This window comes from Pseudomonas sp. S34 (assembly GCF_009866745.1).
Classification (GTDB): domain Bacteria; phylum Pseudomonadota; class Gammaproteobacteria; order Pseudomonadales; family Pseudomonadaceae; genus Aquipseudomonas; species Aquipseudomonas jessenii.
Genome location: NZ_CP019398.1, coordinates 5,865,471 through 5,883,213 on the forward strand (window position 1 = coordinate 5,865,471; position 17,743 = coordinate 5,883,213).

Sequence of the window (17,743 nt, forward strand, 5' to 3'; positions counted from 1 at the left end):
TTTCGAATGTTGTTTTTGTTGTGCGAAGCCTTAAGTCAGATGATCTAAGGGTGGCGGCTTCCCTCCTCACGCATCAGCGCCTGCAAGGTGTCGAGCCGTGCACCGTCGAAGGCAATCACGGTGCCCTGCTCGAACACCCGGCGCGCCAGTCCGGTCAGCACCGCACCGGGCGGCAGTTCGATCTGTAGACGTACGCCGCGCTCGTAGGCGCTTTGTACCGTGCCGCGCCAATCGACGATGCGGCACATGTTGAAGGCCAGGTCGTCACGCAAGGCTTCAGGCTTGATCAGCGGACGTGCGCGACTGCCGCTCAGGTAGCCCATCTTCGGGGTGTGCAGCGGCACCTTGGCGAAGGCTTCGGCCAACCGTTGCGCGGGCGCCTCAAGCAATGGGCAGTGGGACGGCACGCTCACTGCCAGACGCTTGGCCAAGCCCGCTCCGCAACCTTTCGCCAACCCGGCCACCGCTTTCATCGCCGCGTCGCTACCGGCAATCACCACCTGGTTATCGGCGTTGATATTGGCCAGATAAACCGGCATTTCTGCGCTATGCACCCGGGCCAGTAATCCTTCCACCGTGGCCAGGTCCAGACCGATGATCGCGGTCATGCCGTAGCCCTGTGGATAAGCCTGCTGCATCAGCTCACCGCGCAGGCTGACCAGATGCAGCGCATCGCTGAAACCCAAGGCGCCAGCCACCACCGCTGCCGGGTAAGCGCCGATCGACAAGCCGGCCACGTAGTCGGGGGCCATGCCCAACTGGCGTGAAGCAGCGACGCCGGCGATCAGCAGGCAAAGCTGAACCGCCCTCGTCGACTGCAACGCCTCGGCAGAATCCAGCTGCGTCACATCCTCACCGAGCAGGTCGCTCGCCTCGTTCAACGTTTCCCGAGGTAAACGCGCCAGCATTCCGGGTTGTTGCGCACCCTGGCCGGGGAACACCAGCAAGCTGCTCATGCTGCTTGCTCCTGTGGATTCCACGGATCAGTCACCAGGGTGGCTTGAATGGCATTTTTCAGCAGGACTCGCGACGAAGCACCGGCCCATTCGCGCAAGGCAACGGCACCCGATGGCGCCTGCAGTTGCAGGTCCACGCGGCATACGGCTGTATCAAGAACGGCCAGCAACGCCTGGGCGTCGACACGACTCAACGGACGTGGCGTACGCAGGATCAGGTCGAGGTCGCTGCCCTCGTGCAAAGCGGCAAACCCGCTGGCCAACTCGAACCCGGCGCTGCCGCTGACACCCCAGACCCAGCCACTGTCATCCAGGTGCGAGCGCAGTTGCGCCAAGGCACGCAGTGCCGGGAAATCGCACCGGCCTTGAACATGGCAGAGCTCTTCCGGCTGCACCCGCCGCGTGATGGCGGCGACGTCCATCACCGCGGCAAATCGCTGTTCGCGCAACGGCCCGCGCACGCCCACGGCCACCTGCCCTGCCGCGCTCAAGGCGCGACGGACCACCACCGGCTGGCCGGCACTGATCGACTCGATCACCCACGCAGGCGCATCCGTCGGCAACTGCTGCGGGGTCATGCCCCACAGCAGGTCGTGAGCCAGTAGCGTGCTCACCACTGCGCTCTCAGCAATTGACGAACCTTGCTCGACGCCGCCCGATTGGCCGCACCCAGCCGACCGCTCAGATCACGGCCAGCGGTGGCCACATCGTCAATCGCCTGATGCAGGCACTCGGTCACCCGCGCCAGATCCGCCGCCGTCGGCTGCTCTATCTTCTCCACCGCCAAGGTTTCCCACAGCAACCCGAGGCTGGCATAGCTGTCGATGTCATAGGCCATCGGCGGCACGCTGGCAGCCAAGGCTTCGAGCTCTTCGACGCTGCGCAAGGTCACCCGCGCGGCCGACGCCTTGCCCATGGCGTGCACCATCACTCCCGGATCGCGCAGGGCGATCAAGCGATTGGCCTGATAGCCGTGAGCCAGAAACGCGCCCGACATCGCCTTGCCCACCAGCAAACCGATCACCGCATGACCGGCCAGACGGGCACGGGCATAACTGCCCGCCGCAGCGGCCAGCGCCTGATGAATGCCGAGGGCTTCCTCCCGTCGACCATAAGCCTGGCTCGGCACGTCGACAATGGCGACCAGGGCGCGTTTGCGAGCCTTGTTCTGATCGGCAGCAATGACTTCATCCACAGCCTTGGCCAGGCCCCAGCCTTCGAGCAAACCCACTTCGCCGTTACGTGCACGGACGAAGCGGTTTTCCGGGTCGGCCACCACCGCGAGGAAACGCACAGGCTGATCGCCCAGCACGGCGTCCGCGACCTTCAGCGAAGCCGGCAAACCCTCGACCGCTTTCGCTCCGACGCTCAAGGCGTTGAACCAGTTCAAGCCTCGCAGGGAATACGAACTCATGGGCGTTCTCCTTGGTACAGATCGCGAACCACGGACGGCTCGATTTGCGGTTCGGCATCCAGACGCGCCAACCGTTGCAGGAACAACTCGGCCTGTTGGCTACGCGGTTGCGTTGGCAATTCTTGCTGGAGTAACTCACCCACCTGCTGGCGGATCTGCGCCACGTCGTCGGCAACATAACCGTCCACCAGACCACTGGCGAAGCGTTGCTCGCCACCGGTCAGGCTCCAGATGAAGGGCCGGTCGCGGGAGTCGTACTCCTCGAGTCCGGCTTCCTGTTCGATCACCTGCGGGCCGTTCAGGCCGAGCCGCGCTTCCTGGGTCACCAGCAGATAGCTGCACAACCCGGCGGCAATCGACATGCCGCCAAAGCAACCGACGCTGCCCGCCACCACACCGACCACGGGTTGGTACTGCTGCAAATCGACAATCGCCGCGTGGATGTCGGCAATTGCCGCCAGGCCGAGGTTGGCTTCCTGCAAGCGCACGCCACCGGTTTCCAGCAGCAGCACGGCGCGGGTCGGGATACCGTTGCGGTTGTCTTCGGCGGCCAGTTCCAGCGCGCCGGCAATTTTTGCTCCGCCGACTTCACCGAGGCTGCCGCCCTGGAACGCGCCTTCGATGGCCGCGATCACCACCGGTAAACCATCGAGGTTGCCCTTGGCGATCACCACGCCGTCGTCGGCTTGCGGCACCACGCCCTGGCGCGATAACCACGGCGACATGATCCGTTGAAAGGGGTCGAGCAGTTCGCGGAAGGTGCCGGCATCGAGCAGGGTCTTGGCCCGTTGCCGGGCACCGAGTTCGACGAAGCTGTGCTTGTTGAGCAAAGATGCGCTGTCAGTCATGGCCGATCTCCTCGAAGCCTTGCTCCAGACGCAGGCGCACCACGCCCGGCGTCGCGCCGAAATCGTGGATATCGATATCCATGGCCGGGGGCGTCTGGCCGTCGAACATCCGTGCAAACAGGTGCCGCCAGCGTTGTTCGCTGCCGTTGACCGAGGTCTGCACATTGATCGTCAACTTGCCGGCCTGACCCGGTTCGATCAGCACTTCCAGATCGCCAGAGCCGACACAACCCACCAGGGTGCGACCGCGTGGCGGCTGCCCGGCGGGGAATTCAAAGGATAAGGTTTCCATCAAAACACTCCCTGGATAAGGCCGTCGCCAGACGCGATACGGTCGATGAACAGGCAGGCTGCGAGCAGGTCGGCAGCGCCACCGGGCGAGGCATTCAGCGCGATGAGTTGTTGGTCCAGCTCATGCAGGCGGCGACGTCCGCCGAGGCTGGCGCTGCCGCCCGCATCGAGCACCGCCCGGGCGCCCAGTTGCATGGTGTTCAGGCCTTCTTCACCGGCGCGGTAAAGCACGCAGGTGTCGGCCAGACTCGTCATGATCGCCAACAGTGCGTCGAGCCGGGCGTTCTGCTCGCCATGACCGGCGGCGCGGCTGAGCAGCAGTTGTGGCAGTGCACGTTGGGTCACCGCCGGAAAACCCAGTTGCGCTTCTTCACGGGCGCCGCGAGCGCCGTAGCGTTGGGCGACTTGCGCACCGTGACTGAGCGGACGTGGCGCAAAACGGTCGTCGAGCAGGGCCAGCCGCGCCGCCCGTAACGCCACGCTATTTGCACTGCACGATTGAGGCTCCAGCGCCACGGCAGCGACCAACAGGCCCAAGGCCCAGATCGCCCCGCGATGGGTGTTCACCCCGCCGGTAGTGTCGAGCATGGCTTGCTCACCTTCGCGACCGATGCGGCCCACGGCTTCGCGCAGGGGCAAGCCGATCTCGCCGAACTCGATGGCGACTTCCGCCATTTCTTTAAAGGCCGGCCACAAGGACAGCGCCGAGGCGTGCATCAGCCCCAGGTGCAAATCGGTGTGGGCGCCATTGCCGCGACGGTCGACCAGTGCCGGTTTCGGCGACAGATCAGCCTCGTCGATCAGCGCATCCACTGCCAGGTCCGCCAGCCGTTCGGCCGGGCTCAGGCTTTTTGGTTGCAGGTTAAGTGCGTGCATTACCAGCTCCTGAACTTGGCGGGCGGGTTGTAGAGGCCACCGGACCACTCCACCAGATCGGCCACGCTTTTCGCCGCGAGCAGTTCGCGGGTGGCGTCCGTGCGGCGGATGCCGAGGTCTTCGGGCAAGGCGATCAGGCCTTCGCGGCGCATGCGCGCGGTGTCTTTGGGGTTGTGGCGCAGGCCGATGGCGGTCACCCCGGCGACGGCGGCGATCATCGCCTGGCGTTCTTCCAGTGAGCGCGCCTTGTACAGGTAGGCGATGCCTTCTTCGGTCAACAAGTGGGTGACGTCGTCGCCGTAGACCATGATCGGCGCCAGTGGCATGCCGCTTTTCTTCGCCACATCCACCGCATCGAGGGTTTCGACGAAGGTCGGTTTGCCGCCCTCCTGGAAGGTCTCGACCATCTGCACCACAAGTTTCTTGCCGCGTTCGAGCATCGGCTCGGCCACATCGGTATTGCGCATGTCGAGCCAGGCCGGCGTGCCATGGCGACGACCGCGTGGGTCGTGGCCCATGTTTGGTGCGCCGCCGAAACCGGCCAGGCGCCCGCGGGTGACGGTGGAAGAATGGCCGTCGCCATCGACCTGCAAAGTCGCGCCGATGAACAGGTCCACGGCGTATTGCCCGGCCAGCTGGCTGAACATCCGGTTGGAACGCAGGGAGCCGTCGCGCCCGGTAAAGAACACATCCGGCCGCGCCGCAATGTAGTTCTCCATCCCCAGCTCGGTGCCAAAGCAATGCACGCTTTCGACCCAACCACTTTCAATCGCCGGGATCAGCGTCGGGTGCGGGTTGAGCGTCCAGTTGCGGCAGATCTTGCCTTTGAGGCCGAGGGATTCGCCGTAGGTCGGCAGAATCAATTCGATGGCAGCGGTGTTGAAACCGATGCCGTGGTTGAGCGACTGCACGTTGTGTTTTTCGTAGATCCCGCGAATCGCCATCATCGCCATCAGCACGTGCACAGGCTTGATGTGCCGAGGGTCGCGGGTGAACAGCGGTTCGATGTAGAACGGCTTGTCGGCCACCACCACGAAGTCGACCCAGGACGCCGGGATGTCGACGCGCGGCAGGTCGCTGACGTCGTCCACCAACTGGTTGACCTGGACGATGACGATGCCGTCGCTGAAGGCCGCCGGCTCGATCAGCGCCGGGGTGTCTTCGGTGCTCGGCCCGGTGTAGATGTTGCCGGCGCGGTCGGCCATGAACCCGGCCGACAACACGACGTTGGGAATCAGGTCCACCACCAGCCGTGCGTAAAGTTCGATGTAGGTGTGGATCGCGCCGACTTCCAGCAGGCCGTCTTCAAGCAACTGGCTGATGCGCAGGCTCTGGGTGCCGGCGAAAGAGAAGTCGAGTTTGCGGGCGATACCCCGTTCGAACAGATCCAAGTGCTCGGAGCGTCCGACGCTGGGCATGATCATGTGCAGGTCATGCAGCTTCGCGGGGTCGGCCTTGGCCAGGGAGCGCGAAAGGAAATCCGCCTGCTTCTGGTTGTTGCCTTCGAGCACCACGCGGTCGCCGGGCAGAATCAGCGCTTCAAGCGCCGCGACGATGTTGTCGGTGGGCAACACCACACCGTCGGCAAGACCTCGCACCAGCTCGAGGCGCCGCTGCTTTTCGCTGCGCCGCCGCGTCCATCGCGAGTCGGGGGATATTGTTGTTGTCATGACCACTCCACGGGTTCGCTGTCGTGGGGGTCACCTTAGGAGTGTTGGTTGGGGGTATCAATCAAGCAGAGTGGTGGATCGTTACGCTCAGGGTAATGATCGAGATCTGCGTCGTTCATGCGGGCCTCTTCGCGGGCAAGCCCGCTCCCACAGGGTTTTGTGTTCACCACAGATCAACTGTGGGAGCGGGCTTGCCCGCGAAGAGGCCGGTGCAGTCAACGCAAGTCCGCGATCAGATGGTCAATCCGGCATCCACCAACAACGCCTCCAGCGCCAGCAGATCCGGCACCTTGGCCACTTGCTCGCCCACCTGCACCGCTGCCTGCTCCAGCGGACACAACGGCACATCCACATAACTCAACTGGCTATCGAGCTTGCAGGAGCGCGGAATCCCCTGCACCAGCAGGGCGATGAATTTCAGCTCGGGGCGCCCGCCCAGGGCGTTGAGAATGACGATCCGCGCGCGCTCGCCGATGACGATTTTCTGCGCGCATGCCGACTCGAAACTCAGCAGCGGAATCTGCCGGTCACGCCATGTCACCAGGCCCAGGTACCACGGCGGCGTGTCGAGGTCGAACGTCCCCGGCGGCTGGTAATCGATCAGCTCGGCAACGGCGACGTTGGGCAGGATCAGGTTGCGGTCGGCCAACGGCAGCAGCAGGCCGGTGAGGTTGCTGGTGCGGTGCTCAAGCATGGGTCTTGCTCCACAAGGCGATGCTTTCGAGCAGCACCGATTCCTGGTACGGCTTGCCAAGGTAGTCGTTGACGCCAATGGCCATGGCGCGATCGCGGTGTTTCTGTCCGGTGCGGGAGGTGATCATGATGATCGGCAGATGTTGCAGGCGTTCGTCGTTGCGCACCTGGGTCGCGACTTCGAAGCCATCCATGCGCGGCATCTCGATGTCCAGCAGCATCAGGTCGGGCATGTGCTCTTCCAGCAGCAGCATGGCATCGACTCCGTCCTTGGCGGTCAGCACGCTCATGCCGTGGCGTTCGAGCAAGCGGCTGGTGACCTTGCGCACGGTGACCGAGTCGTCGACCACCATCACCAGCAGCGGCCGATGCGGTTCGACCTCGACCTCTTGCCCCGCCGGACGCTGGGGCACACGGGCCTGCATGGCGCGGATCGGCGCCAGCAAATCCAGAATCAGCACCACCCGGCCGTCCCCGAGAATCGTCGCCCCGGACACCCCTTGCACCGCCGCAAATTGCGGCCCCAGGCTCTTGACCACGATTTCGCGAGTGCCGGCCATGGCATCCACCAGCACCGCGATGTGCCGTTCGTTGCACTGCACCAGCAACACCGGTAATGGCAGGCTCTGGCCCAACAGCTTCGGGCGCGGGCTGGTTTTCAGCAGCTCACCCAGATAGCACAGCTCGTAATGTTGGCCGGCGTATTCGTAGGTTGGCGAATCGAAGCGGAAATACCCTTCGAGTTCATTGGGCAGAACGCGAACGATGCCGTCGATGGTATTGAGCGGGATCGCGTATTGGTCCTCACCGCACTGCACCATCAACGCCCGGTTGACCGAAACGGTAAACGGCAGGCGAATGCGGAAATGCACGCCCTGCCCGGGCACCGAGTCGATGCTCATGGTGCCGCCCAGTTGTCGCACCTCTTCGTGCACCACGTCCATGCCGACGCCGCGCCCGGAGATCTGGGTGATTTTTTCGGCGGTGGAAAACCCCGGTTGCAGGATGAACTGCAACACGTCGTGATCACTGATGATGCTGTCCGGGGCGAGCAGGCCGCGCTTGATCGCCTTGCGCCGCACCGCGTCCAGCGGTACACCGGCGCCGTCGTCGCGGATGTCGAAAATGATGTCGCCGCCTTCGCGCAACAGATCGAGGGTGATTTTTCCCTTGGCCGGCTTCCCCGCCGCCAACCGCACTTCAACGGACTCCAGGCCATGGTCGACGGCGTTGCGCAGCATGTGTTCCAGCGGCGCGGCCATGCGTTCGAGAACGTTGCGATCCATCTCGCCTTCGGCGTTGTCGACGATGAAGTCCACGTCCTTGCCCAGTTCGCTGGACACCTGCCGGACGATGCGCTGCAAACGCGGGAGCATGCGTTCGAACGGCACCATGCGCGTGCGCATCAGGCCTTCCTGCAGTTCGGTGTTGATGCGGCCCTGCTGTTGCAGGAGGTTTTCCGTGTCCTGATTGCGTCGCTCGAGGGTTTCCTTGAGGTCGAGCAAGTCAGAAGCCGACTCGAACAATGCCCGGGACAGTTGCTGCAACTGTGAGTGGCGGTCCATTTCCAGCGGGTCGAATTCCTCGTAGCCCAGGCGTTCGGCCTCGACTTGCTGGCGGCTGAGGATCCGCCCCTGGGTTTCGGTATCGAGGCGGCGCAACTGGTCGCGCATCCGCTCGATAGTGGTCTCCATTTCATTCAGGGCGATATGCGCATCGTTGACCTGTTGTTCGATTCGGCCACGGAAGATCGATGTTTCACCGGCCAGGTTGACCAGATCGTCGAGCAACTCCGCCGAGACCTTGACCATGTCCGCGCCGGCATCGGACGGCGGCGCCAGCGGCTCGGGCTTGGGCGTGGCCGACGGCGCAACCGACGCGGGCGTTTCCGGCACGGCCGGATGGCTGAAGTTCTTGATCGCATCGATCAAGCGGTCGGCCGGCGGCATCGGCTCACCGGCGCGGGCTGCATCGAGCATCTGCGCCAGGCGGTCATGGCTGCGCTGCAACAGCGCGAACAACGGCTCCGTCGGTTGCAGCACGCCGGTGGACAGGCCTTCGTAGAGGAACTCCAGTTCATGGGCCAGATCACCAATCGCGGCGATTTCCACCATGCGCGCACCGCCCTTGAGGGTGTGCAGGTCGCGCAGCAGGGTTTCCACTTCCTGACGACTCGAAGGCTGGGCCTGCCAGCGCTCAAGCGCCGCCCCGGAGCTTTCGATAATGTCGAAACCTTCCTCGAGGAAGATCTCCAGCAATTCAGTATCGTGCGCAGCCGCGTCGCTGCCGGTCGCCTGCCGGGCCCCCTCGGTGATACCCGCATGCCCTTGACGGTAGGCACGAATGGCTTCGATCAGCTCACGGGAATCGTCCAGCGGCTGGTTGAGTTGCAACTGTTCAAGGTACAACGCCAGTCGCTCATGGCTCTGTTTGAGCAGCACCGCCAGTGAATCGCTGAAGGCATAACGACGGTCCACCAGACCCTGGTAAAGGCTTTCCAGCTCATGGGCCAGATCGCCGACCGGCCCGACCTCAGCCATGCGTGCACCGCCTGTGAGGGTGTGCAAATCCCGTTGCAGGGATGACAGCGGCGCGGCGTTGTCCGAGTCGCGCAACCAGCGCTGCAAGGCCTGACCGGCGCTTTCGAGGATATCCACCGCCTCTTCAAGGAAGATCGCAACGATTTCATCGTCCAGTTCGCGCCCCTCTCCTGTAGGAGCGAGCTCGCTCGCGATGGGCGTTAACGACGACGCGTTGTCATTGGATAAGCGCGGCGCATTTGAGTCCATCGCGAGCGAGCTCGCTCCTACAGGGGCAGGGGGTAGCGTGCGCTCAAGTTCCTCGGTGGCAGAACCCAGTTCGCGGATGCTCAGGCTTCGGCTGCCATCGCTGCGGATCAGACCCATGGCCGACGGGTCAAGGCTCTCGTCGAGCAGGTCGCGCAAGGCCCTGATCCGTAGCGGCTGCGGGCTGACTTCCTGACCGGCGGCCAGTTCGTCGAGCATGTTGATCAGTGCTTCGTGGGCACCCTGTGCTTCATGGAAAAACCGCTCGCTGACCGCCAGGCTGCTTTCTTCCACGGCACCGTACAGGTCGAGCAACGCTTCGCACAACTCGTCCACCGGGTGCAGGTCGGCCAGATGGGCGCCTTCGCCGAGGGTGGTCAATTCGTCCAGCAGCGCGCTGAGTTCCTGACGTTCGCCGGGGTGTTGCTGCCAACGCTGCAACAGGCTTTCGGCGTCCAGCAGGATGTCCATGCCCTGGGCGAGGAAGTTGTTGATCAGTTGCGGATCGCGCTTGATTCGCAGCCCGGTGTTCGGTGTGCTCAGGAGGTTTTCCAGGCGCTCGGCCAGCTGTGCCCTGGCGCGCTCGGTCAAACCCCGGGCACCGGGAATTTCCGCCAGCGGATCGCGCTTGAGCTGGCGCAAGCCGAGGCGAAACAGTCCTTCTGCCTCCAGTAACAATTCGACTTCATCCAGATCCAGTGCGATCAGGTGCGCCTTGTATTCCCGGGCCAGTTGATCCAGCGGTGCGGCCAGTTCGGCAATCGGCAACACGCCCGCCATCGAGGCGCTGCCCTTGAGGGTGTGCAAGGCGCGCTGCAATTCGTCGCTGGCCTGCAACGGCACATGCTCGGCGGCCTGATCAAGGAAGCGATTGAGGCTGCCCAAGTGGGTTTCGGCCTCTTTGCGAAAGATCTCCAGCAACAGCGGGTCGAGGGCCGCGACATCTTGCGTATCCTCATCGGACACCGGTTCATCGCCCTTGGCCAGGGCATGGGCGCGGGCGGCCAACTGATCGACATCGTTGCGCTGACGCTGGGCATTGGCGGCGTATTCAGCCACCAGCTCCGGCAGCAGATGCAGCACATCGCCGATCAGTTGCTGCACCGTAGCACCCGGCTCCACACTGTTCTCCAGTACGCGATTGAGCAGGTTTTCCACGGCCCAGGCCAGCTCGCCCAGCACCAGGGCGCGCACCATGCGGCCACTGCCCTTGAGGGTATGGAAGGCGCGGCGCAACTCACTCAGGGCCGAGCGGTTGTCTGGGTTGGCGGACCAGCGCGGCAAGTAATCGCGCAGGATTTCCAGGACTTCGTCGGTTTCTTCGAGGAACACTTCGCGCAGTTCTTCGTCCACCGGCTCTTCGCCCGCGGGTGGCGGCAGCAGGCTGCCCGGGGTGTTCAGCGCGGGCGGATTCAGAGTCGAAACCGGACTGGCGAGCACATCGGCCAAGGTCTGGACGACCTGTGGATCCTCCAGTTCCTGCATCATCTGCATGACCTGCGCCTGGGTCGGGTTGAGCACATCATCAAGCACTGGCACATGCTGCTCACTGGGGAAAAAACCGAGGTTCGCCAGGCTTTTTTCCGCGACATCGAGCAGGTTTTCGCCCTGCGCTTGCGGGTCATCACCGAGGCGTTCGAGATAGTACTCGATGCTGGTGATCACGTCGGCCAGGCTGTCCAGTTCCTGCCAGCCCGGTTGACCCGGCTCGAGCAACAGGTGCTCGCGAATAAAGTGGTTGCAGGTTTCGACCAGGCTCGCCGCCCGGCTCAACGGAATCATCGCCAGCGCCCCGCGCACCTGGGTGAGCAAGGCCGGCAACGCCTGCAAATGCTGGCGGTCCCAATCGGCGTCGATGTAGTCGACGATCATGTCCTTGGCCTGCTGCAAACAGATGCGGGCCTCCTTGATCACGATCTGATGGATCTGCGTCAGGTCGGTGGTGGGCAGGCGGTTGTCGTCCTGGCTCTCCGGTTCCACGGTACCGACCATGCCGGCCAGCGTCGCTTCGACGTACAACAAGGCCCCTGCAACGTCCATGAGGATCGCATCGTTGGGTTCGCGCTGGCCCTGAGCGAGGCTGAGCACCACCGCCAATTGATCGATGATCACCTTGCGCGGCTGGCCGAAGCCCAGGACCGCCAGGGTGTCGGCGATTTGCCGCAGCGGCGCCAGCAGGCTGTCGAGGTCGGAAGTGTGCTGGCGGTCACTGCGCACGAACAGGTCCAGGCGCTCCTTGACCCGCACCAGCTCTTCGCACAGCGCAGCCAGCACCGAGCGCATGGCGTCGCGGTCGGGACCGGCCAGGCGCGCGCGTTCTTCATCGACCATCACGCTGTCGGGCAGCGCGTCGTCCAGTGAGTAGCGTTCTTTCATGGTCAGCATCTGCCCGGTGGGATGTTCGGCCTTGGCAATATAGAAGAGCAAACTCTTGAGCAGCTCCGGCGGGGCCGGTTGGTTGATGCCGGGCATGCCTTGTTCGAGCAGGCGCTTGAGTTCCTTGTCGGCATCCTTGAACAGGCTGCGCAAGGCCGGGCTATTGGCGATCGCACCACCCTGCATGCCTTCGACCAGCGCCGATGCCACCTGCCATAACGGGCTCAGGGGGGCGTTGTCGCACAGTGCTTCAAGGCGGGTGAATACCTTGGCCAGGTAATCGAGGTTGGTGTCGTTGTCCTGTTCACGCAAAAATCCGACCAGCGCCATTTGCAGCATCTGCCGCAGCTTTCGCAGCACACCGGGCAATTCGGCCGGTTCCAGCTGCGCCAGCGCTTGTGCGTCCAACGCTGGCAACTCGGGCAATTGCGGGCTGAACAGGCTGGTTTCCGACAGCAGGCTTTCGCCGCGGGCGCTGCGCAGGTCGTTTATCAGTGGCAACACCACCAGTGGCAAGTCGCGGCGCGCGCCTTGCACCCGGTCCAGGTAGATCGGCAACTGCCCCAGGGCCTGCATCAACAGGTGCAACGCCTCGTCGCGATGGCTGACACGGTTGCCCTGCAAGGCCATGGCCAGCTGTTCCATTTCTTCGGCGAGCAAGGCCGCGCCGTAGAACTCGACCATCTGCAAACTGCCGTGAACCTGATGGATGCACGAAAGGCTAGCATCCAGCGCTTGCGTCGCCTGCGGGTCATCGAGCAGGTTTTCAATCGCGTGATGAGCCTGTTTCAGCGTTTCGGCAATCTCGCCCTTGACCCACTCGAGGGCCACATAGTCGTGCCGATCACCCATAACCACTCCAATCACAATTCAGATACCCATGGGCGGTTCAAGCTTTGTCCACAACCTGCGCCTTGGCATCCGGCAAGGTGAAACCGGACACCGAACGACGCAACTGACTGGCCATTTTCGCCAGGTTGCCGATGCTGTCGGCCGTGGCGGTGGAACCCGACGATGTCTGCGAGGTGATCTGCTGGATCACGTTCATTGTCAGGGAAATCTGACCGGCCGACGACGTCTGCTGTTGCGCCGCATTGGAAATACTCTGGATCAACGCCGCTAGAGTCTTGGAGACGCCTTCGATTTCTTCCAGGGCCACACCGGCATCCTGCGCCAGACGGGCGCCACGCACCACTTCGGTCGTCGTTTGTTCCATGGAGATGACCGCTTCGTTGGTATCGGTCTGGATCGCCCGCACCAGGGTTTCGATCTGCCGGGTGGCGGCGGACGAGCGCTCGGCCAGGCGCTGCACTTCATCGGCGACCACGGCGAAACCGCGACCGGCGTCACCGGCCATGGACGCCTGGATGGCCGCGTTGAGAGCCAGGATATTGGTCTGATCGGCAATGTCATCGATCAGGCTGACAATGTCGCCGATTTCCTGAGAAGACTCGCCCAGGCGCTTGATGCGTTTGGCGGTGTCCTGAATCTGCTCGCGAATGTTGTCCATGCCGTGGATGGTGTTGTGCACCACCTCGTTGCCCTTGTTGGCGATTTCCACCGAGCGTTCGGCAACCGCCGAAGATTCCGCCGCGTTGGCCGACACCTGGTCGATGGACTCGGCCATGTCGTTGATCGCCATCGACGCTTCGCAAATCTGCTGGGCCTGGTGCTCCGACGCCTGGGCCAGGTGCATGGCAGTGGCCTGGGTTTCCTGCACGGCGGCGGCCACCTGGCCGGCGGTGAGGTTGATGGTCGCGACCAGATCGCGCAGCTGGTCGACGGAGTAATTGATCGAATCGGCGATGGTGCCGGTAAAGTCTTCGGTCACCGAGGCCGTCACCGTGAGGTCGCCGTCGGCCAGGTCTTCGATCTCGTCGAGCAAGCGCATGATCGCGTTCTGGTTACGCTCGTTTTTCTCGGCGGTCTCGCGCAACTGACGATTGGTTTCGCGCACCATCACCAAACCGATCAGGATGATCGAAGCGAGCGCCAACAGGCCCAGCACATAGCCGCCAATGGTGTCGGTGGTTCGCCCGCCGACCATGTTTTCAAAACCGCTGGCCAGGTGTGAGGCTTCGTCGAGCAGGGTTTGCGACAGGCTGAAAATGTTCGAGGCCGATTCGCGGACCTTGAACAGCTCCGGCGAGGTTTCGAGGATCTCGTCCACCGAGCCCGAGACGAACTCGAACAGCTCGGAGATTTCCGCGAGTCGCGCACGGGCGTCGCGGTCTTCGACCTGGCTGACCTTGAGCGCCGGGTCGCCCTCGAGCATGCCGTTGAGCACCTTGCCGAACTGCGTTGCGTCACGCCCGAACGCATCGGCGGCCTGCTGTGAATTTTCGTCGCCGGCCAACACCGTGTTGACTGCGCCGAGGATCCGCTCGGCCAGCAGCGATTGGCGCTGGGCCATGGCCACCTGGGCCGCCGGGGCGCCCCGTTGCAGGAGAGTCTCGACGACTTTCTCGTACTCGACCTGCAATTGCGGCACGGTTTCGGCCAGGGTCGCGGCGACCTGATGCAGCGACAGTACGGTTTGCTCGCTGGAGAGAATCGCATCGGTGTTCTTCAGCAGCCGCTCCCAGTCCTGTTGCACTGCCCGCATCTCCGGACGCACGGTGGCGGGGGCCGGCGGCAGGCCCGTGGCCGGGTCACCCTTCTTCAGGAAGCCCCAGCGCCGGGCAAAATCGTTGCGCGCATCGCTGAGCAACTTGAACGCGGCAGCCTTACCGGCGGCGGCTTCGGTGGCGTTCTTGGCGATACGCTGGGACAGCACGCGCAGTTCGCCGGCGTGGCCGATGTACTGTTTGTCGTAGATAGCCTGGGTGTTGAGGTACGCAAAGTTGGCGAACAGCAGCATGATGAAGACGATCAGCGCGATGAACAGCACGATAATCTGCGACCGGCTGCGCGACCCTTCCATTGGCTTGCCTGCTTTTGCTTTTATCATCGGTCCTCGCCTGTTAACCCACTTTTTGGCTTGCCCGCAAACCTGTGGGAGCGGGCTTGCTCGCGAAAGCGGTAGATCAGCCAATATCAATGTTGAATGGACTGCCGCCTTCGCGAGCAAGCCCGCTCCCACATTGGATCTCTGTTGTTCCTGTCACACCGCGACGCTCATGAACCCTTGGGACTGCGTCAACGCAAACGGGCTGAACACCTGCCAGCACTGCTCACGCTGAAACCGGCCTTTGACGAACGTCGCCACCGGCCCCTTCAATTCGTCTGCCGGCACCGGCTCCAGGCTGTCCTGGGCAAAGTGCTGGAGGCCGAAAACTTCATCGACCAGCAACCCGGCAAACACCTCTTCATGTTCCACCACCAACACCCGCCGCTGTCGACGTACCGCCGAAAGCTCGTGCCCGAAGAAGCCGCACAAGTCCATGACCGGCAGCAAACGGCCGCGCAGGTTGGCGACACCCTTGACCCAGGGTTTGACCCCCGGTAGCTGAGTGCAGCGCGGTTCATGCAAGACTTCGCTGACTTCGCTCATGGGCGCGACATACCAGTGCTCGCCCAGGCGAAAACCGATGCCGCTCCAACTGTCCCGCCGGGCCGGCTGGGACGGCAAGTCCGCCGCCAGCAGACGACAGCGCTGGTCGATCTGCAGCAGCAGTTCGAAAGCCGTCAGCGACTCGTTCATGGCCTGACGATCAACCGGCCAGCACGTTGTTCAGGGTCTTGATCAGGGTGTCTTCATCGACCGGCTTGGTCAGGTAGTCCTTGGCGCCCTGGCGCGTGCCCCAGACTTTGTCGGTTTCCTGATCCTTGGTGGTGATGATGATCACCGGGATGTGCCCGGTTTCCGGGTCCTTGGTCAACTGGCGGGTGGCCTGGAAGCCATTGAGGCCTGGCATGACGATGTCCATCAGCACCGCATCGGGCTTTTCCTGGCGGGCCAGGGCCACGCCGTCGGCACCGTTTTCGGCTTTCAACACTTCATGACCGTGCTTTTCCAGCATGCCGGTCAGTTTGTACATTTCGGTCGGCGAATCATCGACGATCAGAATACGTGCCATGGTCTTCCCCATTCTTGTCGACGCCTGGCCCGATGGCCGAGCGTCACTGTGCGTGTCCTACTGCGGCAAAACGGCGGCGAAGCCAGGAACATGGGCCTGGATCGCATCAAGCAATTCTTCCTTGCTGAAAGGCTTGGTCAAAAACTGGTCGGAGCCGACGATGCGCCCCTTGGCCTTGTCGAACAGCCCGTCCTTGGACGACAGCATAATCACTGGCGTGGACTTGAACGCGCTGTTGTTCTTGATCAGGGCGCAGGTCTGATAACCATCCAGGCGCGGCATCATGATGTCGACAAAGATGATGCCGGGATGGTTGTCGACAATCTTGGCCAGGGCATCAAAACCGTCGATGGCCGTGATGACCTCACAACCCACGTTCTTGAGCAGCGTTTCGGCGGTGCGACGGATCGTCTTCGAATCGTCGATCACCATGACCTTCAAGGCGCTGGGGTGCTGTTCCATAAAATGCTCTACCGTCGCCTTTGCGAAACAAATTGTCCGTTTGCCGGTTAACGCGGCTCGAAACCCTTGGTGTTCAAGGGCCGGCACGACATGGCAGCCTTTTTAGCACAGTCTCCAACACCAATCTATCGGCCGACCCGCAAGGTGGTTTTTCCTTGACCGGGAACACACTCAGCGCCACTCTGACGCCACTTTTATACGCTGATCTTTTGTAGGAGCGAGCTCGCTCGCGATGGCCGTCAACGATAACGCGTGCTGGCTGGATAAGCGTGTTGTTCTCGGGTTCATCGCGAGCGAGCTCGCTCCTACAGAGATCGACATAGCCCCCCAAATTTCGAGGAAACACCCATGAGCGTTCGCGTCGGGATTGTCATGGACCCTATCGCCAGCATTTCCTATAAAAAGGATAGCTCGCTGGCCATGCTGCTGGCCGCGCAGAAGCGTGGCTGGGAGCTGTTCTACATGGAACAGCGCGACCTGTATCAGGGCGAAGGCCAGGCCCGAGCCCGGATGCGTCCGTTGCAGGTTTTCGCCAACCCGGAAAAATGGTTCGAACTGGGCGCCGAAAGCGACGCACTGCTGAGCGATCTGGACGTGATCCTGATGCGCAAGGATCCGCCGTTCGACCTGGAGTTCGTCTACTCCACCTATTTGCTGGAGCAGGCCGAGCGCGCCGGCGTGCTGGTGGTCAACAAACCGCAAAGCCTGCGCGACTGCAACGAGAAGCTGTTCGCCACGCTGTTCCCGCAGTGCACACCGCCGACCGTGGTCAGCCGCCGCGCCGACGTGTTGCGTGAGTTCGCCGCCAAACACGGCGATGTGATCCTCAAGCCGCTGGACGGCATGGGCGGCACGTCGATTTTCCGTCACCGCGCGGGCGATCCGAACCTGTCGGTTATCCTCGAAACCCTGACCGCCCTCGGCGCCCAGCAGATCATGGGCCAGGCCTACCTGCCGGCGATCAAGGATGGCGACAAGCGCATCCTGATGATCGATGGCGAGCCTGTGGATTATTGCCTGGCGCGGATTCCGGCCCAGGGCGAAACCCGTGGCAACCTCGCTGCCGGGGGGCGTGGCGAAGCCCGCCCGCTGACCGACAAGGACCGCTGGATCGCCGCGCAAGTCGGCCCGACCTTACGTGAAAAAGGCCTGCTGTTCGTTGGCCTGGACGTGATCGGCGAGCACCTGACCGAGATCAACGTCACCAGCCCGACCTGCATTCGCGAGATTGATAACGCGTTTGGCACCGACATCGGCGGCATGCTGATGGATGCCATCGATCAGAAGCTCAAGGCACGTTGATTAGCCAAACCAACATTGCGTTATCATGCGCGGCCTGTGAAAACGCGATG

The 17,743-nt window shown here is 63.0% G+C and carries 14 protein-coding genes; 1 reads left to right on the forward strand and 13 read right to left on the reverse strand.

All coding sequences use genetic code 11. From position 1 onward, the window contains the following. Positions 1-44: 44 nt before the first annotated feature. The 13 genes from mdcH to pilG form a co-directional block, all read right to left on the reverse strand. On the reverse strand, positions 45-956 hold the full coding sequence (gene mdcH, locus PspS34_RS26330) for a malonate decarboxylase subunit epsilon (protein WP_150815078.1): 912 nt from the start codon (positions 954-956) through the stop codon (positions 45-47). Beyond that, positions 953-1,573 (reverse strand): malonate decarboxylase holo-ACP synthase, encoded by a 621-nt coding sequence (locus PspS34_RS26335; RefSeq protein ID WP_154860975.1) that lies wholly within the window; start codon positions 1,571-1,573, stop codon positions 953-955. Before PspS34_RS26335 ends, mdcH begins: the two co-directional genes overlap by 4 nt. Next, positions 1,567-2,370 carry a biotin-independent malonate decarboxylase subunit gamma gene (gene mdcE / locus PspS34_RS26340; protein ID WP_154860974.1) on the reverse strand — a complete coding sequence of 268 codons (804 nt, stop codon included), beginning with the start codon at positions 2,368-2,370 and terminating at the stop codon, positions 1,567-1,569. Before mdcE ends, PspS34_RS26335 begins: the two co-directional genes overlap by 7 nt. Then, positions 2,367-3,218, reverse strand: coding sequence for a biotin-independent malonate decarboxylase subunit beta (locus tag PspS34_RS26345; RefSeq protein WP_154860973.1), 852 nt, complete (start codon positions 3,216-3,218; stop codon positions 2,367-2,369). The genes mdcE and PspS34_RS26345 overlap by 4 nt, the downstream gene beginning before the upstream one ends. Beyond that, positions 3,211-3,510, reverse strand: coding sequence for a malonate decarboxylase subunit delta (locus PspS34_RS26350; RefSeq protein ID WP_057712932.1), 300 nt, complete (start codon positions 3,508-3,510; stop codon positions 3,211-3,213). Before PspS34_RS26350 ends, PspS34_RS26345 begins: the two co-directional genes overlap by 8 nt. Beyond that, a complete protein-coding gene (locus PspS34_RS26355; RefSeq protein WP_154860972.1) occupies positions 3,510-4,385 on the reverse strand; it encodes a triphosphoribosyl-dephospho-CoA synthase in 876 nt (291 codons plus the stop codon). Before PspS34_RS26355 ends, PspS34_RS26350 begins: the two co-directional genes overlap by 1 nt. Beyond that, complete coding sequence (gene mdcA / locus PspS34_RS26360; RefSeq protein WP_008001151.1) at positions 4,385-6,055, reverse strand: malonate decarboxylase subunit alpha; 1,671 nt, start codon at positions 6,053-6,055, stop codon at positions 4,385-4,387. The genes PspS34_RS26355 and mdcA overlap by 1 nt, the downstream gene beginning before the upstream one ends. Positions 6,056-6,287: 232 nt before the next feature. Continuing rightward, the gene (locus tag PspS34_RS26365) at positions 6,288-6,749 is read right to left on the reverse strand and encodes a chemotaxis protein CheW (RefSeq protein WP_154860971.1); all 462 of its coding nucleotides are present in this window, start codon (positions 6,747-6,749) and stop codon (positions 6,288-6,290) included. Further along, positions 6,742-12,762 carry an Hpt domain-containing protein gene (locus PspS34_RS26370; RefSeq protein WP_154860970.1) on the reverse strand — a complete coding sequence of 2,007 codons (6,021 nt, stop codon included), beginning with the start codon at positions 12,760-12,762 and terminating at the stop codon, positions 6,742-6,744. Before PspS34_RS26370 ends, PspS34_RS26365 begins: the two co-directional genes overlap by 8 nt. Positions 12,763-12,799: 37 nt before the next feature. After that, entirely contained in the window at positions 12,800-14,833 is a 2,034-nt protein-coding gene (locus PspS34_RS26375; RefSeq protein ID WP_223509033.1) for a methyl-accepting chemotaxis protein, read from the reverse strand. Positions 14,834-15,013: 180 nt separating this feature from the next. Further along, positions 15,014-15,553 carry a chemotaxis protein CheW gene (locus PspS34_RS26380; protein ID WP_090451935.1) on the reverse strand — a complete coding sequence of 180 codons (540 nt, stop codon included), beginning with the start codon at positions 15,551-15,553 and terminating at the stop codon, positions 15,014-15,016. A gap of 10 nt (positions 15,554-15,563) precedes the next feature. After that, positions 15,564-15,929 carry a twitching motility response regulator PilH gene (pilH, locus tag PspS34_RS26385; RefSeq protein WP_007897961.1) on the reverse strand — a complete coding sequence of 122 codons (366 nt, stop codon included), beginning with the start codon at positions 15,927-15,929 and terminating at the stop codon, positions 15,564-15,566. Between the two features lie 57 nt (positions 15,930-15,986). Beyond that, positions 15,987-16,391: a twitching motility response regulator PilG gene (pilG, locus tag PspS34_RS26390; RefSeq protein ID WP_090451937.1), complete on the reverse strand. Its 405-nt coding sequence runs from the start codon at positions 16,389-16,391 to the stop codon at positions 15,987-15,989. Between the two features lie 348 nt (positions 16,392-16,739). On the opposite strand from pilG, the gene gshB reads away from it, so the two are divergent. Further along, complete coding sequence (gene gshB, locus PspS34_RS26395) at positions 16,740-17,693, forward strand: glutathione synthase (RefSeq protein WP_150814825.1); 954 nt, start codon at positions 16,740-16,742, stop codon at positions 17,691-17,693. The last annotated feature ends 50 nt before the right edge of the window (positions 17,694-17,743 follow it).

Coding starts and splice junctions, on each gene's coding strand:
- mdcE (WP_154860974.1), bottom strand. CDS start 2,370: ATGAGTTCGTATTCCCTGCGAGGCTTGAACTGGTTCAACGCCTTGAGC.
- PspS34_RS26345 (WP_154860973.1), bottom strand. CDS start 3,218: ATGACTGACAGCGCATCTTTGCTCAACAAGCACAGCTTCGTCGAACTC.
- pilG (WP_090451937.1), bottom strand. CDS start 16,391: ATGGAACAGCACCCCAGCGCCTTGAAGGTCATGGTGATCGACGATTCG.
- PspS34_RS26350 (WP_057712932.1), bottom strand. CDS start 3,510: ATGGAAACCTTATCCTTTGAATTCCCCGCCGGGCAGCCGCCACGCGGT.
- pilH (WP_007897961.1), bottom strand. CDS start 15,929: ATGGCACGTATTCTGATCGTCGATGATTCGCCGACCGAAATGTACAAA.
- PspS34_RS26355 (WP_154860972.1), bottom strand. CDS start 4,385: ATGCACGCACTTAACCTGCAACCAAAAAGCCTGAGCCCGGCCGAACGG.
- PspS34_RS26380 (WP_090451935.1), bottom strand. CDS start 15,553: ATGAACGAGTCGCTGACGGCTTTCGAACTGCTGCTGCAGATCGACCAG.
- gshB (WP_150814825.1), top strand. CDS start 16,740: ATGAGCGTTCGCGTCGGGATTGTCATGGACCCTATCGCCAGCATTTCC.
- PspS34_RS26370 (WP_154860970.1), bottom strand. CDS start 12,762: ATGGGTGATCGGCACGACTATGTGGCCCTCGAGTGGGTCAAGGGCGAG.
- mdcH (WP_150815078.1), bottom strand. CDS start 956: ATGAGCAGCTTGCTGGTGTTCCCCGGCCAGGGTGCGCAACAACCCGGA.
- PspS34_RS26365 (WP_154860971.1), bottom strand. CDS start 6,749: ATGCTTGAGCACCGCACCAGCAACCTCACCGGCCTGCTGCTGCCGTTG.
- PspS34_RS26375 (WP_223509033.1), bottom strand. CDS start 14,833: ATGGAAGGGTCGCGCAGCCGGTCGCAGATTATCGTGCTGTTCATCGCG.
- mdcA (WP_008001151.1), bottom strand. CDS start 6,055: ATGACAACAACAATATCCCCCGACTCGCGATGGACGCGGCGGCGCAGC.